This is a genomic window from Nostoc sp. UIC 10607 (assembly GCF_047228265.1).
In the GTDB taxonomy this organism is placed as follows: domain Bacteria; phylum Cyanobacteriota; class Cyanobacteriia; order Cyanobacteriales; family Nostocaceae; genus Nostoc; species Nostoc foliaceum_A.
Genome location: NZ_JBIQNW010000018.1, coordinates 2,077 through 23,097 on the forward strand (window position 1 = coordinate 2,077; position 21,021 = coordinate 23,097).

General features: G+C 42.8%; 14 protein-coding genes and 2 pseudogenes. 7 read left to right on the forward strand and 9 right to left on the reverse strand.

Features of this window, described 5'->3' with window-relative positions:
- Both ACEYW6_RS17180 and ACEYW6_RS17185 read left to right on the forward strand, forming a co-directional pair.
- Positions 1-1,371: hypothetical protein (locus tag ACEYW6_RS17180; protein ID WP_412980656.1), on the forward strand; the 1,371-nt coding region annotated here is incomplete at its 5' end.
- A 94-nt stretch (positions 1,372-1,465) separates the two neighbouring features.
- Complete coding sequence (locus ACEYW6_RS17185; RefSeq protein WP_412980657.1) at positions 1,466-1,918, forward strand: YbjN domain-containing protein; 453 nt, start codon at positions 1,466-1,468, stop codon at positions 1,916-1,918.
- A 161-nt stretch (positions 1,919-2,079) separates the two neighbouring features.
- On the opposite strand, the gene ACEYW6_RS17190 is transcribed toward ACEYW6_RS17185, so the two are convergent.
- The 4 genes from ACEYW6_RS17190 to ACEYW6_RS17205 all read right to left on the reverse strand — a co-directional run bounded on the left by ACEYW6_RS17190 (position 2,080) and on the right by ACEYW6_RS17205 (position 7,546).
- The gene (locus ACEYW6_RS17190) at positions 2,080-4,461 is read right to left on the reverse strand and encodes a phosphoketolase (protein ID WP_412980658.1); all 2,382 of its coding nucleotides are present in this window, start codon (positions 4,459-4,461) and stop codon (positions 2,080-2,082) included.
- Positions 4,462-4,742: 281 nt separating this feature from the next.
- On the reverse strand, positions 4,743-5,363 hold the full coding sequence (locus tag ACEYW6_RS17195; RefSeq protein ID WP_412980659.1) for a Uma2 family endonuclease: 621 nt from the start codon (positions 5,361-5,363) through the stop codon (positions 4,743-4,745).
- 63 nt (positions 5,364-5,426) lie between these two features.
- Positions 5,427-6,155, reverse strand: a complete 729-nt coding sequence (gene rimM, locus ACEYW6_RS17200; protein WP_412980660.1) for a ribosome maturation factor RimM — start codon at positions 6,153-6,155, stop codon at positions 5,427-5,429.
- A 107-nt stretch (positions 6,156-6,262) separates the two neighbouring features.
- On the reverse strand, positions 6,263-7,546 hold the full coding sequence (locus tag ACEYW6_RS17205) for a valine--pyruvate transaminase (protein ID WP_412980661.1): 1,284 nt from the start codon (positions 7,544-7,546) through the stop codon (positions 6,263-6,265).
- A 371-nt stretch (positions 7,547-7,917) separates the two neighbouring features.
- On the opposite strand from ACEYW6_RS17205, the gene ACEYW6_RS17210 reads away from it, so the two are divergent.
- The gene (locus tag ACEYW6_RS17210) at positions 7,918-9,027 is read left to right on the forward strand and encodes an S-(hydroxymethyl)glutathione dehydrogenase/class III alcohol dehydrogenase (protein ID WP_412980728.1); all 1,110 of its coding nucleotides are present in this window, start codon (positions 7,918-7,920) and stop codon (positions 9,025-9,027) included.
- A 148-nt stretch (positions 9,028-9,175) separates the two neighbouring features.
- Positions 9,176-9,720: pseudogene (locus ACEYW6_RS17215) on the forward strand (DUF29 domain-containing protein).
- A gap of 25 nt (positions 9,721-9,745) precedes the next feature.
- Here ACEYW6_RS17215 and ACEYW6_RS17220 read toward each other — a convergent pair.
- The 4 genes from ACEYW6_RS17220 to ACEYW6_RS17235 all read right to left on the reverse strand — a co-directional run bounded on the left by ACEYW6_RS17220 (position 9,746) and on the right by ACEYW6_RS17235 (position 15,783).
- Positions 9,746-11,419: an ATP-binding protein gene (locus tag ACEYW6_RS17220; RefSeq protein ID WP_412980662.1), complete on the reverse strand. Its 1,674-nt coding sequence runs from the start codon at positions 11,417-11,419 to the stop codon at positions 9,746-9,748.
- A 387-nt stretch (positions 11,420-11,806) separates the two neighbouring features.
- Positions 11,807-13,726 (reverse strand): GTPase family protein, encoded by a 1,920-nt coding sequence (locus ACEYW6_RS17225; RefSeq protein WP_412980663.1) that lies wholly within the window; start codon positions 13,724-13,726, stop codon positions 11,807-11,809.
- A 509-nt stretch (positions 13,727-14,235) separates the two neighbouring features.
- Positions 14,236-15,243 (reverse strand): SPFH domain-containing protein, encoded by a 1,008-nt coding sequence (locus ACEYW6_RS17230; protein WP_412980664.1) that lies wholly within the window; start codon positions 15,241-15,243, stop codon positions 14,236-14,238.
- A 105-nt stretch (positions 15,244-15,348) separates the two neighbouring features.
- On the reverse strand, positions 15,349-15,783 hold the full coding sequence (locus ACEYW6_RS17235; protein WP_412980665.1) for an NfeD family protein: 435 nt from the start codon (positions 15,781-15,783) through the stop codon (positions 15,349-15,351).
- Between the two features lie 234 nt (positions 15,784-16,017).
- Here ACEYW6_RS17235 and ACEYW6_RS17240 point away from each other — a divergent pair, with 234 nt between their 5' ends.
- Positions 16,018-18,024, forward strand: a complete 2,007-nt coding sequence (locus ACEYW6_RS17240; protein WP_412980666.1) for a protein phosphatase 2C domain-containing protein — start codon at positions 16,018-16,020, stop codon at positions 18,022-18,024.
- Here ACEYW6_RS17240 and ACEYW6_RS17245 read toward each other — a convergent pair.
- Complete coding sequence (locus tag ACEYW6_RS17245; RefSeq protein WP_412980667.1) at positions 17,955-18,305, reverse strand: hypothetical protein; 351 nt, start codon at positions 18,303-18,305, stop codon at positions 17,955-17,957. The two genes, ACEYW6_RS17240 and ACEYW6_RS17245, sit on opposite strands and share 70 nt — an antisense overlap.
- Positions 18,306-18,603: 298 nt before the next feature.
- Here ACEYW6_RS17245 and ACEYW6_RS17250 point away from each other — a divergent pair, with 298 nt between their 5' ends.
- A complete protein-coding gene (locus ACEYW6_RS17250; protein ID WP_412980668.1) occupies positions 18,604-20,229 on the forward strand; it encodes an NACHT domain protein in 1,626 nt (541 codons plus the stop codon).
- Positions 20,222-21,021, forward strand: a pseudogene (locus ACEYW6_RS17255) (hypothetical protein); the annotation flags it as partial. The gene ACEYW6_RS17250 and the pseudogene ACEYW6_RS17255, both read left to right, overlap by 8 nt.

Genomic DNA, 21,021 nt, shown 5'->3' on the forward strand with positions numbered 1-21,021 from the left:
AAAACTGATAGCTATATAGAACCTCAACTAGAAGAGCAAAATGATGGCTATTCACAACCTCAACTAGAAGAGCAAAAGTCTAAAGATTATTTCAATAGAAAAGACTCACAATTTTTGGAAAACAAGTTTGAACAAGAAGAGGGTAAATTTGAAATTTCAGAAACAAAGTTTCTGGAATCTAAAAAAATAGATGACAACAAGTTTAAATCAAATAAACAACTAGGAGTATATGGAGAAAGAAAAGCATCTAATCAAAAAAATAAAACGCAGCAAGAAAACCAAGGTGAAGTTAAAGATGATAATGGCAAAATCATTGGTCAAATGCAGAACTGGCATCCGGCTTATAAGGGTAAAGCTATCAGACATTTATATGGACGAGATCGCAAAGCTAAAAAGCTCAAGATTCAAGATGGCAAACTCTATGGTCATGATTCAGAGTCTAAAGAACAAGATAAAGAGGATCAAAACAAGTTTATTTGGAAAGGAAAGCCCTATAAGACGAAAGAAATGAAAACTCTATGGGGTTCAAGCAGTGGTAAAGCAATATTTGTAATGACCGTTAACGGTAAGATTTACGCCGCAGATCAGGCGGCTGAGTATCAACAAGGACTAGACCCGCGTCAAAAGCAACAATGGATTTTTCACCACTCAAGTTTTGTAGCTGGGGCTGAAGTTGCTGCGGCAGGTGAAATAGAAATTAAAGATGGAGTGCTGCAAGGTATTACTGACGCAAGTGGTCACTATCATCCCGATGCAGCTATGACCCGCCAAGTTCTACAAATGCTTCAAGATGGTGGAGTAAGCCTTAAAGGTGTATACGTCCAAATTACAATTCCTCAAGAGAATTCTAATCTTATATATCCAGCTGATAAGTTTTTGGAACATACAACTGCTAAACAAGAAGCTCAAAAGATTATTGAAAATCTGCGAGAAAAACAGGATTTGGATACTTCCATTCTTTCGGAAAGTGCTGAACTTGCTGAGAAAGCAGGTAATTTATTCAGGCAAGCAAAATATATTTCACAACTTTTTGAAGATATGAATGATCTTCTAAAGCCAGGTCAAAAGAAAAAAATAGAAATACAAATGAGGAATTTGTACGAGTTGGCGCTTAGAAAAGGTTGGAAAGCCTACAAAGCCGGATTAACTAATCAAAGTAATCCAGACAATGATTATTTAGAAGCTTATATATCATTTGAAGCGGCAAAAGAGATTGAGTCTTTTAATGTGAAAAATGTGAAATTCAAGAAGCCCGATGATGTTCCTCAGAATGCAGAAGCATCTTTACAAACGATGGAAAACACTAGTATGGGAGCAACTAATGCCTTGGATAGGATGCGGAGGCTAGCTAGAGAAAAGAATATGCTTTAAATTAATGTAGAAAAATGAAAAATTTTTATTTAAGCTTTGTTGATTATTATTTAGAAAAAATAATCCCGATTAAAAGCTTTCTGAGGTAATTTATATGGCGCAAATGTTTGAAACGGTTATTAAGTTCTTTGAAGAAGATAACTGGCCGTTTGAAAAGCTAGAGGGGGAGTCAGCTTTAGGAATGGGGTTTCAGGGTAATAATGGGCAATGGAGTTGCTACGCCCTAGTTAGAGAGGTGCAAAAGCAATTTATTTTTTATTCTGTAAGTCCATTAGAAACACCAGAAGAGAAACGCTTCCAAGTGGCTGAGTTTTTAACTAGAGCAAACTACGGTATGATGGTTGGCAACTTTGAACTAGATTTTGCTGATGGAGAAGTTCGTTATAAAACAAGCGTTGAAGCTGAGGTAACTAATCTGAATTCAGCACTAATTAAAACAATGGTTTATACCAATCTACGAATGATGGATAAATACTTACCAGTTCTGATGTCTGTCATTGATGGTGATTTATCGCCAACTGAGGCGATCGCTCAAGTTGAAGGTTAAGATGAGCGAGGTATGTTAGAAGTACTAAGTGCGATCGCTTTTTGATCAAGTTTTGAGAAGTGTAGCTGGTTCACTGACATACACGAAAACTCCCTTTCCAACAAAGTAAGGGAGTTGGCAAAGTTGTGTATTCTCTTCAACTGAAAAAGTGTGTCTTCTTCTTAATAGGGCCACTTCCAGTCCCGAATTTCCGGCATATCGTCGCCGTACTTCTCAATGTAATGTTTGTGTTCGATGAGTTTATCTTGCATCTCCTGTTTGACATAAGCTGCCCTATATCCTAGCTTTGGTACGCGAGCAATAACATCCATCACCAAATGGAAGCGATCTAGATCGTTAAGAACAACCATATCAAAGGGAGTGGTGGTGGTTCCTTCTTCCTTGTAGCCACGCACATGCAAATTATTATGGTTGGTGTGGCGATAGGTTAGGCGATGAATCAGCCAGGGATAGCCATGAAAGGCAAAGATAATCGGTTTGTCTGTGGTGAAAATCGTGTCAAAGTCTTTTTCGCTCAAACCGTGGGGATGTTCGCTTTTTGGCTGTAGTGTCATCAAATCGACTACATTCACCACCCGCACCTTTAACTCAGGGAAGCGCTGGCGCAGAATGTCTACAGCCGCCAAAGTTTCTAAGGTGGGAATATCCCCAGCACAAGCCAGCACTACATCTGGTTCGCCGCCTTGGTCGTTGCTTGCCCATTCCCAAATACCGATGCCTTTGGTGCAGTGCTTGATAGCAGCATCCATGTCGAGGTATTGCAGTGCTGGTTGCTTTCCAGCAACAATAACGTTGACATAGTTACGGCTTCTTAAACAATGGTCAGTTACTGATAGCAGAGTGTTTGCATCGGGGGGCAAATACACGCGAACAATTTCTGCTTTCTTATTGACTACATGGTCAATAAAACCGGGGTCTTGGTGCGAGAAGCCGTTGTGGTCTTGCCGCCAAACGTGGGAGGTGAGTAGATAATTGAGAGAAGCTATTGGTCTACGCCAGGGAATATCTCTGGTCGTTTTTAGCCATTTGGCGTGCTGATTGAACATTGAGTCAATGATGTGGATGAACGCCTCGTAGCATGAGAAGAACCCGTGGCGGCCTGTGAGAAGGTAGCCTTCTAACCATCCTTGACAACAAGTTTCGCTGAGAATTTCCATTATCCGACCATTGGGGGAAAGGTGGTCATCTTCTGGGAGTTTCTCGGCTACCCAAGTCCGGTCTGTGACTTCCAACACACCGCCTAAGCGATTTGATACCGTTTCGTCGGGGCCGACGATACGGAAGTTGCGGCTTTCTTGGTTAAGTTGCATGATATCCCGCAGGAATTTTCCGGCAACTTGGGTAGCTTCAGCGATCGCTTGGCCTGGTTTGAGAATATCTACGGCATAGTCTTGAAAGTCGGGCATTTTCAGGTCGCGCAGCAAAATACCGCCGTTAGCGTGGGGATTGTCACCCATGCGCCGATGACCTTTGGGAGCCAATTCTGCTAGTTCTGGGATCAGTGTGCCGTTAGCGTCGAAGAGTTCTTCTGGTTGGTAACTCTTCATCCAATCTTCTAGGAGTTTCAGGTGTTCTGGCTGTTTGGCTATGTTGCCAAAGGGAACTTGGTGCGATCGCCAATAACCTTCGGTTTTTTTACCATCTACTTCCTTGGGCCCTGTCCAACCTTTGGGGGTTCTCATGACAATCATCGGCCACTGGGGACGTTCGGTGAAACCATGTACGCGGGCTTCTCTTTGGATGCTTTGAATTTCTGCGATCGCTATATCTAGAGTCGCCGCCATCTGCTGATGTACATCTGCGGGATCGTCACCTTCAACAAAGTATGGCTTGTAGCCGTAGCCTACAAATAAGCTTTCTAATTCCTCATGACTTATTCGTGCCAATACTGTTGGATTAGCAATTTTATACCCATTCAAGTGGAGGATCGGCAGTACAGCCCCATCATGCACAGGGTTAAGAAACTTATTGGAATGCCAGCTAGTTGCTAAAGCACCTGTTTCAGCTTCACCGTCACCCACAACAGCAGCAACGATCAAGTCAGGGTTATCAAAGGCAGCACCGAAAGCATGGACGAGGGCATAACCTAATTCCCCGCCTTCGTGGATCGAACCGGGAGTTTCCGGTGCAACGTGGCTAGGAATACCACCAGGGAAAGAAAATTGTTTGAAGAGTTTCTGGATTCCTTCTGCATCCTGGGAGATGTTGTGATAATACTCGGTGTAAGTGCCTTCTAGGTAGGTGTTGGCTACCAGTCCAGGGCCTCCATGACCAGGGCCAGCAATATAAATAGTGTTGAGGTCATATTTTTTGATGACCCGATTCAGGTGAACATAGATCAAGTTCAGCCCTGGTGTTGTTCCCCAGTGACCCAAGAGTCTGGGTTTGACGTGTTCCAGCTTTAGGGGTTCTCTCAGTAGCGGATTGTCCAGTAGATATATCTGCCCAACGGAAAGATAGTTAGCAGCACGCCAATAGGCGTTTATCTTCTGTAATTCTTCATCTGTTAAAGGCTTTGTTTGTGGAGTTGTAGCTAATGTCATTTCGACACTCCATTACAAAAAGGATTTTGACGGATTCATCAGTAAGCAATTATACTGGTTTTGCAAATGATGGCCATCTACCCATGATGATTTTTTTCAGCCTTTGTGACTAAGTTCTTTAGCTTTGGGCAAAGGACAAAAAGCGATGTATTATGACGGGCATAGCTGCGACTATTGATTAATACTATCAATTTGCATTTTCTTCAGTTTCATTTATCCATTGATAAATCAAGTTTCTTTATCCTCAAAATATGAATTAATAATTATTTAGCCAGCATATATTACGCTGAAATATTACCCGCTCGAAAAATCTGTTGAGCAGTTAAATTTAGCTCTGGAAATGTTTGGGAATGAATGCGATCTGTACCCCTAAACTTACTAACTTGATACTCACCTTCATCCAAAGAACAAACTAAGATAGTAGGTTCTTTTGGTTTGCCAATAAACTCCCTACCGCCTAAAGCACCATAATCAACAATCCAGTATTCAGGAATTCCCATCTCTTCATAATCTGCGTATTTTTTGAGGTAATCATCACGCCAATTTGTACTAACAACTTCAACAATTAAAGGAATTGACGCAGCTTGAATAACAGTAGATTCTTTTTTCCACAGAGGTTCATTTATCAAATTAGGGCGATTCAACAACAGTACATCTGGCGAATAACCTGATTCATTTACAGGTGGTTTGACAAGCGCTGTCTTGGGTATGAAGTATGGGAGATTTAAACGGATACATTCTCTAGTCACTTCAAAGGCTAAAAATCCTGTTACCTCTTCATGATCTCCTACAGGTTGAGGCATTTTAACAATTGTTCCGTTGTGCAATTCATAGCGCTCATTCTCTGGCTTCCACTTGACAAATTCTTCAAAAGTTACGATTTTTGGTAAAGCTTGAGTCACGTCGCTTTGCTCCGAATTCAAAATTCAAAATTCAAAATTAATAATTTCCATTCAATTAATACTCTAATTATTAATTTCCAATAACCCAGGCGGTGGGGTGATTTCAATGCGATTAGATTTCAAGTCTACTACTGGTGCGATCGCTTCCACAAATGGAATCAAAACAGTCTTTTGTTTTTTGTCAGTAGCAAATGATTCATGGAACTTTACTTCTAGCAAATCATTGCCGGCAGGGATGATATCTACCACTGTACCAACGAGTTCGCCAGATGCTTGCATGAAGACTTCCAAGCCAATCAAATCGAGGACATGATATTCATCTTCGCCTAATTGGGGGCGATCGCTTGCTGGCACCATTAACTTACAACCGCGCAATGCCTCCGCCTGATCGCAATTTTCCACGCCAGCTAATCTGATCACATACAAGTTTTTATTACTGATATAACGTCCTGTTAATAATTCGATTGGTTGCGGTTCTGTGTCACCTGAACGCAACAACCAACGTTTTCCCGGTACTTCAAATCTTTCGGGGAAGTCTGATACAGGATAAACTTTTAATTCTCCAGACAATCCTTGAGGGGAAACAATCGTGCCAATTTCTAGCCAATTGTCGAGATTAGGGACTGGGGATTGGGTACTGGGAACTACGGGCTGGGGATTAGGGACTGGAGATTGGACATTTTGAATTTTTGAATTTCCTCCTACTCTCTTGCCCCTCTGCCTTCTGCCTTCTGGTTTCTGCCCCTCCGCACCTCTGCCTCCGATCTCTTTATTAGCTTCTTCGTGTTTCATTTCCATTTTTCCTATTAGTACAACACGGCGGAAATAAACCACCCATTCTGAATAAATGAAATGCTTACGCTGTATTCATTTTTAATTTTTAATTCCGCCTTGCGGTACTAGGCAGTCACCGCCGCACCTTTATAAGCTTCTTCAGCCACTTTGGCTAAACGTTGCATAGCAGTGGCTATCTCTTGATCCGTACCTGTAAGGCTGATGCGGAAACATTGGTGTTTGTGGGCCCATTCTTCCTCTAAACCGGGGAAGAAGCTACTTCCTGGGACAATAATCACACCTACTTGCTTAAGTTGCTGGTAAAATTCCCAATCACTGATGGGTAAATCCTGTAACCACAACCAAGCAAAAATTGCTCCTTCACCGCGATGGAGGAACCAAGGTAAATCCTTGGGCATCGCTTGTTCTAAGCTGGTTTCTAAAACGGTAAATTTATTTTGGTAAAAGGGACGGATGACAGTATGAGAAATTTCGACTAAAGCACCAGAATTGATTGCAAGAGCTGCGATCGCTTGGCCATAACGTGAAGAATGGAGACTAATATTTGCTTGAAAACACTCCAACACTTCAATCCACTTTTCATCCCCAATGGCAATACCAACCCTTTCTCCTGGTAATCCCGCTTTTGATAAACTCATGCAGTGGAGGATGTTATCACCAAACACTGGTGTCATTTCAGTAAAGTTTAATGCCGGGAAGGGAGGCGCATAAGCTGAGTCAATTAACACGGGTAGATTGTAAGGTGCAGCTAGGGCAGCAATCTTTCTCACCTCATCCTCAGTGAGGACATTACCAGTGGGATTACAGGGGCGTGAGAAGAGGATACAACCCGTATTTTCTGTAATCGACAGTTGGCTGAAGTCGGGGCGATATTTAAATCGGTGGGCGGCTTCATCAATATCGAGAGTTGGTTTGTAAGCAGTTAAGGCTTTTGGAACTAAGGAGAGGCCGCCATAACCTGTGTAGTCAGGGCTGAGAGGCAAAACGATTTCTTTTAACTCACCGCTAGGGGTGTAGCCACCGAAGCTATTCACAGCGTAGAAGTAGAGGGTTTGACTACCGGGGGTGATGAGGATATTGCGATCGCTTAAGTTTAAACCGTAGCGTTTGTTAAAATCATTAGCGATCGCTTCAACTAACGGTGCATAACCCTGACTTGAGCCGTAGCGACAAACTACCTCACCATATTCTGGGCTAGCCAAAAGCTGTGCAGTGCAATCCCGCCATAACTGCTCTACCTCTGGCAAAATCAACGGATTACCAGCACTCAAATTAATAAATTGCTGCCCTGCACCCGCTCGTAATGTTTCGATAATATCCTTCATTATTGCTCTGACGCCAGTCAGGTTGGACATTTGAGCGCCAATTTGAGTTAGGGCAGGGTTCATAAGCTGTGACAAAATGTATTAATCGAGAGGTGGACAAATTATTTGGGGTGTTGCTGCTGACATTCAGTTTACATTGTTGTCAAAACAGCTGTTGCCGCCTTTAACCAATCTAGCTAGAGAATGATATTTTGACAAAGTAATATTTATCGTTATAGCGGCGATTTTCCTTAATAAATACGATGAAGTGATACAAAAGTGTATCATGCGTTCAATGCCTGTGAGGAAACTGGGGAGTAAAGAAGAGAATAGGGTACAGGTTACAGGGTATAGGTTACAGGGTACAGATTATTCCTTATCACCTGTCACCTCTCCCCTAATCCCAATGACAAATGACAAATGACAAATGACAAAACTATACAGGAGGGCTGATGTTGCAAGTTAAAGCAGCAGTAGCTTACAGCGCAGGTAAGCCGTTGACAATTGAAACCGTTCAACTATCGGGGCCACAAGCTGGCGAAGTGTTAGTTGAGGTGAAAGCTAGTGGGGTTTGTCATACCGATGCTTTTACTTTATCTGGCGATGATCCCGAAGGTTTGTTTCCGGCTATTTTAGGACATGAAGGCGCTGGTGTGGTGGTGGAGGTAGGCGCTGGTGTCACCAGCCTCAAACCAGGGGATCATGTGATTCCTCTCTACACTCCCGAATGTCGTCAGTGCGAATATTGTTTGAGTTTCAAAACTAATCTTTGTCAAGCCATTCGCTTAACTCAAGGACGCGGTGTGATGCCCGATGGCACCAGTCGTTTTAGCATCGATGGGCAGATGATTCATCATTATATGGGTACATCAACTTTTGCTAACTATACGGTGCTGCCAGAAATCGCCCTGGCAAAAATTCGGGAAGATGCCCCATTTGATAAGGTTTGTTACATTGGCTGTGGTGTGACTACTGGTGTTGGTGCAGTCATCAATACTGCCAAGGTGGAACCGGGAGCAAATGTTGTGGTTTTCGGCTTGGGTGGTATTGGTTTAAATGTCATTCAAGCGGCGCGGATGGTAGGGGCAAATATGATTGTCGGGGTAGATATTAATCCCAGTAAACGCGCCTTGGCGGAAAAGTTTGGCATGACGCACTTTGTCAATCCGCAGGAAGTAGAGGGGGATTTAGTTCCCTATTTGGTTGATTTAACAAAAGGTGGGGCTGATTACAGTTTTGAATGTATCGGTAATGTCAAAATTATGCGTCAAGCATTAGAATGCTGCCACAAAGGTTGGGGCGTTAGCGTAATTATTGGTGTTGCTGGTGCTGGACAAGAAATTAGTACTCGTCCTTTTCAATTAGTAACTGGGCGCGTTTGGAAAGGTTCGGCATTCGGTGGCGCGAGAGGACGTACAGATGTGCCAAAAATTGTTGATTGGTATATGGAAGGTAAGATAAATATTGATGATTTGATTACCCATGTGATGCCTATTGAGCAAATTAATGATGCTTTTGAATTGATGCACAAAGGTGAATCAATTCGGAGTGTGATGACTTTTTAATTCGTAATTCGTAATTCGTAATTTGTAATTAAAAATGGTTTGTAGCTAGTAGTCTTGTTTTAGATAGAGTTTAAAGTTCTATCTGAAACATAATTATGAATTTTTAAATTATGTAGACAATATAAACCTAAAAAACGGCAAAAAACTGATGCAAAACTTGTATGAAGCAGACTTCTACAGTTGGACTCAAGAACAGGCTAACCTTCTGCGTCATCACCAATGGAACCAGCTTGATCTGCCCAATTTAATTGAGGAAATCGAATCTTTGGGAAGGAAGGAACGCCAAGAGTTGAGAAATCGTCTTAGTATTTTAATTGGACATTTGCTCAAATGGGAATATCAACCAAATCAACGCAGTCGTAGTTGGTGAGCCAGCGCGTTGCGGGGGTTCCCCCCGTTGTAGCGACTGGCGTTAGCGCAGCGTTAGCGACGTTAGGAGCGTCACCCGAAGGGTTAGCAACAATTAGAGTACAACGACGGGAAATTATCAAGTTGTTGAGCGAGAATCCTAGTCTGAAACCTTACCTTGAAGAAGCACTCCAGGAATCTTATGAAAATGGTAGGGATTTAGCATCAGGAGAAACAAATTTGCCACTCTCAACTTTTCCCCAGCTATGTTTATATGCTTTTGAAGAAATTTTGAGTGATCGCTTTTATCCGGGTGAGGCTGCCACAGGTGATTTAATGGGATAAAAGCGATGTCTACGATGGGCTACGCTTACGCACTCATGAGAAAGTATTGATCAATTTCTGCCGTAAGTTTTTCAAAGTCCACAGGCTTGGTCAAGTGGCATTTAAAACCAGACTTCAGCGCAAGCTCTTTATCCATCTGGCCACCGTAACCGGTGAGCGCAATCAGAATTGAGTGAGTAAATTTGGGGTCTTTACTCAGTTCCTGTGCAACGGCGAATCCATCCATTTCGGGAAGTCCGATGTCACAAATAATCACATTAGGTTCAAACTTCCTTGCAGTTTCTACCCCTAAAATCCCATTCTTGGCAATGGAAACTTCATGCCCAAAGTACTCAAGTACTGCTTGTAATGATACGGCTGAATCGTCGTTATCTTCAATAACTAAAATCTTCAACGATTTTTTAGCCGCCTCTATAATCTCTAAGTCGTTGTCCAAGGTTGTAATCTCTTCGCATACAGGGAGAGTGACTTTAAATTCTGCTCCCAAATTGACCCCTCTACTTGAGGCTTCAACATTACCGCCATGAAGTTCGACAAGACTTTTGACTACTGAGAGTCCTAAACCTAGCCCGCCCCTTGAACGATCTAGGCTGCGATCGGCTTGGGTAAATGGCTCGAAGAGTTCTGGTAAGATTGTCGGGTCTATCCCTATGCCTGAGTCTCTTACAAATAAGACCGCTACACTACCTGAGCCATGTTCACCGGGAAGGAATGAGAGATCGACCCAAATCGTCCCATCTGGCTTGGAAAACTTTAAGGCGTTATCAAGAAGGTTCCTAAAGACCTGGAAGAAACGGGTCGGGTCAACATAAGCCCACAGAGGCTTGTTTGGCAAGTTTTCTACTACGGTAAGATTCGATTTCTTTATTGCTTGTGCATAGTCATTAAGACTCTGGCGAACTAATTCCACCAGATTAAGCTTCTCAAGGTTTAATGAAATCTTCCCGTAGGTGATGGACGATACGTCAAGTAACTCATCGATCAATTTCGAGAGGTGCTTAATCTGGTGTTGCATCATTAAAACTGTTTCTCCGACTGAGCCAGTCTCGCCCAGCTTCAATTTGAGAAGCTGAACTCCGTTCGAGATGGGAGCAACGGGATTCCTCAACTCGTGAGCTAGCATTGCAATGAATTTGTCTTTAAGCGCGTTTTGGTTCGTAAGTTTCTGGAAAAGTTGAACGTTCGCGATCGCAACTGCTGTAGTATCAGTCAAAATCTCAAGCATTTCTATCTCTTGGGGCGTGGCTCGGTGTTGTGTACTCCAGTACGCTCCGATCGCACCCAGTGGATCAGAAACCCGTATGGGAACCATCACTAAACTCTTGACAAAAGTAACTTTGTAAGCATCAAGAGGAATTCGAGCATCCTGGTAAATGTCTTCAATTACGGCTGCTTGTTTATTGAGCATTGCCCAACCGGAGATGCAAGATTTGAGCGGAAAACGCATACCTTTCCAAAGGGGCCCGATGGCGTTCTCATCGACATAGTGGCAACATTCACCATCCCGCAATACAAAAGTTACTCCATCAGCATTAGTGAGATCGCGAGCTGCCAAACGCACAATCTCGATAATTTCTTCAATAGTTCGCACACAAGCCAAATCTTTCACGACCGCAAGCAGCCGATTGTAAGACAAAATGTTATAGCTCTGATGTGAATTCTGTTCTTGAGAGATGGAGGTTTGTAATATATTTTTCATAAAAAACTCCGAACAAAAGGGATGTCTCTGTAAAAATTCAGGTAAAGTGGGTAGGTTTCAGCAGACACCTACTCTTAATCGTAATCTTAACTTTGATGTTAAGATTACGACCTGTTAACGCATTTTTTGTTAACTTCTTTCTGGGTATAAATATCTTTAACGCTGCTGAGTAAATATTCGTAAAGTACTGGAAGGCTAACGCAACTTGTGGTTTTAATATACAGGGGGAACGTAGTTAGCAAACTCGCTATTTAGGCGTAGCAGTTGCGAGAGAATGAAAGATGTGTCACCGATAGCGTAGCATTAGCGTTAGCAAAGCGGTAGCGAGGAACGAGCGTCCGCAGGAGCGTCACAACCCCGTCGTAGACATCGCTTATCGCAGACAAATTATTTGGTCATTGACAGATAATATTCAAATCGCTCCCGGAGTTGTGCAACTGTCAAATTCTGAGTCCAGTACTCCACTAGAGCGTGACCAAATGCCCAGGCGTTGCGATCGGGCGAAGCGGAGTTTTCTAGCAGTAGCGGCCAGAGGGATAGCAATTCAAAGTTGACCGGGTTAGGGTTAGCTGTATTCAAGAGCGAGAAAAGCTCATATCCCATTTGGAGTTTGCCAATCACAATCGGCAACTGTTCCACGGGAATTTGCTCTGCCAGCATATACGCTAGGGCTGGAGATCCGGTTGAAAGCGTAGAAACAAACTGGAGAACGGGACTTTTGAGCAAAGACGTTAGTCCTTGTGTTGTCGCCATTTGGAAGGTGTAGTGGTCGATGATTTTGGCTGCGGCGACGGTGCGGGCTTCTAGGTTACGTAAAAAGCGGGCGAGACGGAGTTGCTTGGTTGGTGCGATCGCATCTACTAATCCCAGTGAAAGCGCCTCCACTCCCCAAGCAACTCGACCCGTTTTGCTGTCACCTGTAACCACAGGTAAAACTAGATTACAGAAGTTTCCCAGCAGTTTGGCGCGATACTCAGTGGCTTCTCGAATGGCAATTTCTTTTGGGCGATTGCCCCATTCCCAATCATAAGGCGGTTGCCATTCGCGGATGGGGCGTAAACGATCTACTTGAGTGACGATCGCGATCGCAGGTAAATCTGCAACTTCTGCTTTAATATCTTGCAGAAAGTCCACATCCATTTGTAGGGCAGGATCGAGGGCAGGGGTGACTAACAGCAGCAAATCTGCATTGATGGCATAATCAAGCACCAAGTTTCGGAGATCGGCACGGTTAACTTGTTCATAACCAGGTGTGTCCCAAAGCGTGAGGGATTCTCCGCTTTGAGTCTGCCATTGATAATTTTGAATGCGATCGGTACTAGGTAAAACATCAACGGCTGCGAGATCCGCCTGAAATAGCGTGTTAATCAGGCTACTTTTTCCTGATCCCGTGCGCCCTACCAGCAGAATATTCACAGGCTTTTGCTCAACCGCCTCGGCTGGTTGAGCTTGAGTCAATATTTCTCGGAGTGTTTGAGTTTTTGCCTTGGGTAAAGTTGGTGTGGAAACAACAGTTGCTGAAACTGGTAATGTGCTACGTCCGTAGAGTGCGATCGCTTGCCGACATAAGTTTCTCAGGGCAGCTTCTCGGAATAACTGGCTCAAATTCCCCAACAATTGCTGAGTTGCTTGGTTACTAGAACCTTGAGTGGCTTGTTTTGCCACCGCCGCCACCGGATTTAAGACCCACTGTGCCCAGTTCCAAACACGCCAGAATTTCCGAGCCGATGGCTCCAACTTCCGGTAGACTTCGTATCCTTGGTATGCTTGTCCAATCGTTACCTGATTGAGGACAGGCGATAACTTTTGCATCCACTGATCCATATCATCCACCGTTCCCCGAATCAGCCCGTAAGCTTGGGGGACGTAAATATTCAGCAGGGGATATTGAATCTGAGGATTATAGATATGAGCGATCGCTACCACTAAATCTTGGCATCGCGTCCAAAAAGTTTGCCAGTCTTCCCAAATCGGGCGATCGCTTTGTGCTGCTTGCAGAATCTCTTGGAGTGCAGCTTCTGCAAGCTTTGTGGTGTCACTTCCCACTGGTGGCGCTACTGTATTCTCTGCTGTCGATTCCAGTTCTTCTTGGACTTGGGCTAATACAGCCTCCACTTGGTTAACAGCTGGTTGAGTCCATTTGACCAATAGCCAACGCCAACCAACGAATAAAAGGGTGAATACACCCCAAATCCAATTAATGCCCCACGCATGAATTTGCGTACCGGCGGATACCAGTAAAAAAATGATAATAAACGCGATCGGGATTGCTAAAACGACCCACTGCCACGGTTTTAATCGCACCATTGCCCCATACCTGCTTTGAAATGTTGGGAAATTCGAGTTTTTGCAAAAATTACTCTTTTGACGCTCCCCGCATTCCGCTACGACCTGAAGGTATTTTCTAATATTTTAATATTAGTCATTAGTCATTGGAAAAAGACGAAGAGACAAGGAAGAAACTTGTCTCCTTGTCCCTACTCCCCCAATACGGTTCGGTTAAGGGAAGAGACGCGATAAATCGCCGTCTTTACAAAGGACTGATTATTGTAAAGACGGCGATTTATTGCGTCTTTGTGATCTATAATTTTCATCAAAAAACCTTATTCGAACCGTATTGCCCACTCTCCAGTATCTACCGTGTACACACAAGTCACCAGTTTTATCCCAATACCCTTAGGATAAGCCAGAAAGCCCTCAGATTTATCTCAGAGACGCGATTTATCTCATGTAGAGACGCGATTTATCGCGTCTAAAAGACTGACTTGTGTATACACCGTAGCTCCCCAGTACAGACGCAATTAATCGCGTCTCTCCTAAATAGGGCGGTTATTTTCTAATCCTGGTATGTGTTTAGGAAACAACTCGTTAGAGTCAAGCTGACCATTTGAGATAACGGAACGCATACCCTCGAAAGCAGCAGGAATAGTGCGCGGATCTATAAATAATACCTTGCTGCTATCGCTTTTACCAATTGTCGCGCCCATATCGAGATAGCCCAAGGCAAACAGAACTTCAACTGCTTTATTAGCATTGGGATTCGTCTGGAGCTTTTGTGCAATAATTTCTGATGACTCTGCGATCGCCTGCGCTTTCAAAACTTGCTGCTGACGTTCAGCTTGAGCTTTCAGAACGATCGCCTTTTGTTCAGCTTCCGCTTGCAAAACTGTCGATTTTTGCCGAGCTTCGGCATCCAATATTTGCGCCTCTGCTTTACCTCTAGCACTATTTACAGCAGCTTCGCGTTCACCCTCAGAATTTAAAATTGCTGCCCGTTTACGTCGTTCTGCTGACATTTGTAATTCCATTGATTCTCGCACCGCTTGAGATGGAACAATATCTCGCAGTTCTACCCGCGTCACTTTCACACCCCAAGGATCTGTAGCAATATCCAAATCTCTTAACAGAAGTTCATTGATTTGGGAACGAGCAGTAAAGGTTTCATCCAACTCTAGTTGTCCCATCTCGGAGCGAATTTGAGTCAGCACCATATTCACCATTGCCGACTGGAGATTTTCTACCTTATACCAGGCTTTTTCCATATCCACAATGCGCCAATAAAATACTGCATCTACCTCAATACCAACGTTGTCGCGGGTGATGCATTTTTGGGGAGGAATATCTAAGACTTTTTCCCGGATAGTTTCTCTGTAAACGATTTTATCTAAAAAAGGAATTAAAAAATTCATTCCTGGTTCCAGCTTTTTGTTATAGCTACCCAATCTTTCCACCAAAGCTTCATTACCCTGATTGATGACTTTGACAGACCCCGCTACAGCAGAACCACCAAGGGCTAAAAAGACTAGTAAAAAGAACTGTTCCATTGTAAATCTCCTGATTTTTTAAGTATCAAATGTAACTCAAAAGTAAAGGAAGTGGGGGAGGGGAAAAAAACTAATGACCAATGACCAATGACCAATAACAAATGACTAAGAACTCAATAAATTTTCTGGTATCACAATCAAAGTAGTACCTTCTCTTCTCACCACATAAACTCTTTGATGGGGTGCTACGGTAAATTTGTCATCGTCGCATCGTGCTTGCCAGGAATTTCCCTCATACAGCACCCGCCCTGTTTTCCCCGCTGGGATTTCTGTTAAAGTTTCGGCTATAACTGCATCCTGAATTTTCGACTGGCGTCGTCGTGGTTGCAAAAACCGACGAGAAAGCACAATTAGTAATGTGGAAAGTAATAACCAAATTAAAACTTGCAACCATACATTTCCCAAACCCACTCCAGACAGCAGCGCCACCAGCAAAGCGCTAATTCCCATCATGAAGGCGACAAACGCCGATGGTAAAAACAGTTCTGTTAAACACAGAACTGCTCCTGCCAGAAGCCAGATTAAGGTAAAACTTGGCATAGCGCCATCCTAAACTCTACATTGACGTAAATGCATTTCTACGATTAGATACAGCCAGACGTAAGTTATTTACAGAAAACAAAACTTGGTCTTTTTACCAATAATTTTGATTAATTTCAGTAACAAGGTGTAGCTAGCGGTACACAAATCCAGTCTATTCTAGCCTTCAAGTCTTTGCCAGCTAAAGTTAATCGAAGTTCATGAGTTGATTGGTTTCTTATAATTTATACCTTTATGATTTCTACTCAACTGATAATTTATTGTATAAATCCCCGCTGTAAGAGTCCCATTAATCCAATGGGAGATAGTGTTTGTGCCAGTTGCCAAACTCCTTTGGTTCACCGCTATCTTTGGGCTACTGGCTCATCGTCTGCTCAAATTACACCAGGCACAACGGTAGCAGACAGGTATGAGGTAATTAGTCCCCAGATTTGGCTGGATACTCAACCGGCACTGCCGCCAGATGTACCTGAAGAATTGCCAACGGAAGTAATTCCTTATCTACGGTTATATCAAGAGCGGTTGCATTTGCCCCAGGCTTATGGGTTTGCTAGTAATCTTGAGGAAGATCCAACTGATATCCTCTTGTTGGAAAATGTGCCAATAGATAAGACAGGAAATATCTATCCAACTATTGTTGAGGCATGGGAGCAAGCAACAGCAGTCCGACAAGTTTATTGGCTGTGGCAAATTCTCCAACTTTGGACACCTTTATCAGAATTGGGACTTAGCCGCAGTTTACTGGTAGTAGACAATTTGAGAGTCCAAGGTTGGTGTGTGCGGCTGTTAGAACTCTACCAAACACCAGCAGATGAGAAGCTGAGTTTACAAAATCTAGGGGAGTGTTGGCAATTTTGGGTAGCGTCTGCAAAGGCATCAGTAGCCAAGGGCTTACAAAACATAGTCCAGCAGATGTGTGAAACTGAGATTGAGTTAGACGCTATTAATATTCAACTCAATAATTTACTACTAGCATCTGCGGCAGAATTGCCATTAGTCTCAAAGGTGGCAGGCTCTACAGATGTTGGCCCATTGATGGCACAAAATGAAGACGCTTGCTATCCCAATGCTTTGAGCGATTTAGATGAACCTTTATTGCGCCACTTGTCGATTGTTTGCGATGGCATTGGTGGACACGAAGGCGGTGAGGTTGCCAGCCAGTTAGCAGTGCAGTCTGTAAAGTTGCAAATTCGCGTTTTACTAAGGGAGGTTACAGAACAAACTGTACTTGTACCACCAGAGTTGTTGCAAGAACAACTAGAAGCAAGCTTGCGGGTAGTAAATAATGTGATTTGTGCCCGCAATAATGAACAAAAACGCCAAGGCAAAGAACGCATGGCTACAACTATTGTAATGGCCTTGCAAGTTCCCCAACGAGTGCAGACAAGTACTGGCTGGCAATCAAATAATACCCATGAGCTTTATTTGGCTAATGTTGGCGATAGCCGTGCCTATTGGATTACTCGCAATTATTGCCAGCTACTGACAGTAGATGATGATGTAGCAATGCGGGAAGTCCGCTTTGCGAAAAGCTTGTATCGAAAGGCACTCTTCAGACCAGATGCTAGTGCTTTAACTCAAGCATTGGGGACAAGAGATTCAGAATCTTTGCGTCTCAAGGTTCAGCGATTTATTGTGGAAGAAGATGGCATCTTGCTACTGTGTTCTGATGGTTTAAGTGATAATAACTGGGTGGAACAATCTTGGCAGGATTATGCAATACCCGTGTTAGCAGGGCAATTGACAGTTGAAGATGCTGTTCGCAACTGGATTAACTTAGCAAACGAAAAAAATGGGCGTGATAATACATCGGTTGTTCTCACTTATTACCGTGTCTCCCCAGAATACGTACTACCTGTGACTCCAACGTTGCCAGAAGAGATTATAGAAGCAGAAATACAAGAGGAAGAAGAGCAACTAGAGGAAGAAGAGGAACAGGAGGAACAGGAGGAACAGGAGGAATTAATTTCCTTTACAGAAAGTTCGCAAACTTTGCTAGATTTGGATCTAGAGTTGGATATAGCAGAGGAACCAATTCTCAGCCCAGAAATTCCACCAACCTTAATTACAAAACCTAATCGGGGCAAACGTTTGGCAACGCTGGGGGGAGTGTTGGCGTTGCTTGTTGGAGGTACAAGTCTAGGATTATTTGCTTGGTGGCAAATTAATCCTCAAGGATTCCAGCAGATGTGTCGGCAACTTCCCCAAAAAGTGCAGCAAGTGTGTCCGCCTGTAAAGTAAAGAATAGAGACTGGGGAATCGGTTATACCAAAATGTCGCGATGTTGATGATGAATGTCGCGATGTTGGTGATGAATGTAGTGATGTTGGTGATGAATGTCGCGATGTTGGTGATGAATGTAGTGATGTTGGTGATGAATGTCCTGATGTTGGTGATGAATGTCCTGATGTTGGTGATGAATGTTGTGATGTTGGTGATGAATGTTGTGATGTTGGTGATGAATGTCGTGATGTTGGTGATGAATGTTGTGATGTTGGTGAGGAATGTCGTGATGTTGGCAATAACAGCTTTTACATTCAGGGTGAGGGCAAATGAAGTGGCGATCGCTAGTGAGTTAATATAGGTGAGCGATCGCAGTACAAGCAACTCATTATCACATATTGGACTATTTTGCAAAATTTTGTTTCTCTCTGTGTTTACAAGGGGAATGTTTTTAAACGCAGAGGAACGCAAGGGTTGGCGCAGAGGAACGCAGAGGTTTGATAGAGGGGAGTTTTTTGTTGCAAGGTTGGGAAATTATGTATTAAGTAAATATACGATAAGGTAAGGGTATTACAATCTGCTCTTGTTATAGGAAAAATGAATATTGACCCTGTATCTGTAGTTAATGCTATTAAAGCTGTTGCACCTGCTACTGTTTCTTTTGGTATGCAGCAGGCTCAACGTAATGAATATATTATTAAAATTTTAAAACGCTTAAACCTCGACTCAATACAGCCTCCTAAAGATTTTGAAGGGGTTTATGTTTATGCTTTGGTAGAGTATGGCGTATTTAAAGATGATTATATACTCAACTTTTTTAGGAATAAAGAGATTAAAAAAGCTTTTGTCAAGGCTTTTGCAGCAAAGGCGTTGGCTATTAATAATGAAGAATGGAATACATTAAAAGATGAGGCACAAAAAGCAAAAATAGATTTAGCTGAGGTTCAGGAATTTTATCAGGTTTTTGTCAGCGTGGCAAAACGTTCTATCAATCCTGGAGAAGTTATAACTAATGTACAACTTCAAGAACGCCTGAATAAATCTCCACAATCTCCAGAACAGTCGCTTTATCCAGATGAGTTTAAGGCACTAATAGAAGAAAAAACTAAGGCGTTTTGCGGACGGGTATTTGTATTTAAGGAGTTTGATGATTTCCTCAAAAAGCATCCTAAAGGTTATTTTACCGTGATTGGGGATGCGGGGATGGGGAAAAGTGCGATCGCAGCCCAATCCGTCTTAAAATACAAAGCTATCTGCTACTTTAATATTCGGGCAGAAGGTCGCAACACACCAGACCAATTTCTGCAAAGTATTCGTCAACAACTGATTAATCGCTATGAGTTAGAGAATGCAGAGAATGATAATTTACCTACTTTGTTGACTAAAGTCAATAAAAAATTTGCAACTGATGAACGTTTGGTAATTGTGGTTGATGCACTCGATGAAGTCGAACAATCAGGTTCAGGAAATCTTTTAAGTTTACCCAAGAATCTGCCAGAAAAAATATATTTTCTGCTAACTAGGCGACGCTATGCCCAAAATGACAAGCGCTTGTTAACTGAAGAAATTTCAGAGCAGCAGTTGGATTTAACAGCGAATGAATATAGAGTCTGGAATCGAAATGATGTTAGAGAGTACATTAATAAATTTATCAATTATGAGCCAGAGAGTCATAGTTTGAAGGCATGGATTCAACAACGCAACATTCAGCCACTAGATTTTGTTGAGCAGGTAGCAAGAAAAAGTGAAAACAATTTTATGTACCTGTACTATGTCTTACCAAGTATTGCTAGAGGAGATTATCAAGACTTAAGTTTAGAAGAATTGCCTGAGAAACTTCAGGGTTATTATGAACAGCATTGGAAGCAGATGGAAATGGAAACTCCAGACAAGCGGACAAATGCAATTATTCTCTGTGTACTGGTTGAGGTAGGTAAACCCATTTCTTGTGAATCCATTGCCCGCATAACTAAACGGGATGAATATGATGTTTTGGAGCTTTTGAATAAGTGGCTGGAATTCTTGAGAAAACAAAAACAAAATCAGGAAGATTACTATTCAATTTATCACCAAAGTTTTGCAGATTTCCTTCGCAACCAATCTACTCTTAAAAGAGAAAAGAAGAATAATAATATTGATTGGCAAGAGGTTCAGGGTATTATTTCTAACTCTAATGACCAATTGTGGGCAAGCCTAAAATCAGGTGAGGGCAAAGATGAGTAGTTTTGCTGAAAAATTTGCCCAGTTATCGTTAAGCGACCAGCGAACCATCCTTATTGACCCTCGTGTTAAAGCAAAGATAGGAAAGTGGAAACCCTTTTATAAAAGACTGACTGATTTTAATTTTATCGATGCTAAAGTCAATCATTCTGATTTTGGTGTGCAGTCACTCATTGAGGATTACGATTTAATTAATGATTCAGAATTATTAAACAACCCTGAATATAATCCAGAGCAAGTCAAAACGCTGAAATTGATTCAAGGAGCGTTGCGACTGTCAGCGCATATTTTAGTAAAAGATAAAAGGCAATTGGCAGGGCAATTGTGGGGGCGAATGCAGCACTTTGAAGTATCGGAAATTCGAGCAATATTGGAGCAAGCAAAGCAGCAGCAAGTTTCACCTTGCTTGCGTCCGTTAACATCTAACTTAATTTCTCCTGGCGGAAGTTTACTTCTCACCCTCACAGGTCATAGCGGCCCTGTACTAGCAGTAGCCCTCACCCCCGATGGCAAGCGGGTGATTTCTGCTTCATCTGACAAAACACTCAAACTCTGGAATCTGGACACTGGGGAGGATGAGCGCACTTTTAATGGTCATAGCGACTCGGTAAATGCAGTAGCCTTCACTCCCGATGGCAAGCAGGTGATTTCTGCTTCATTTGACAACACACTCAAACTCTGGAATTTGGAAACTGGTGAGGATGAGCGCACTTTTAATGGTCATAGCGGCCCTGTACTAGCAGTAGCCCTCACCCCCGATGGCAAGCGGGTGATTTCTGCTTCATCTGACAAAAC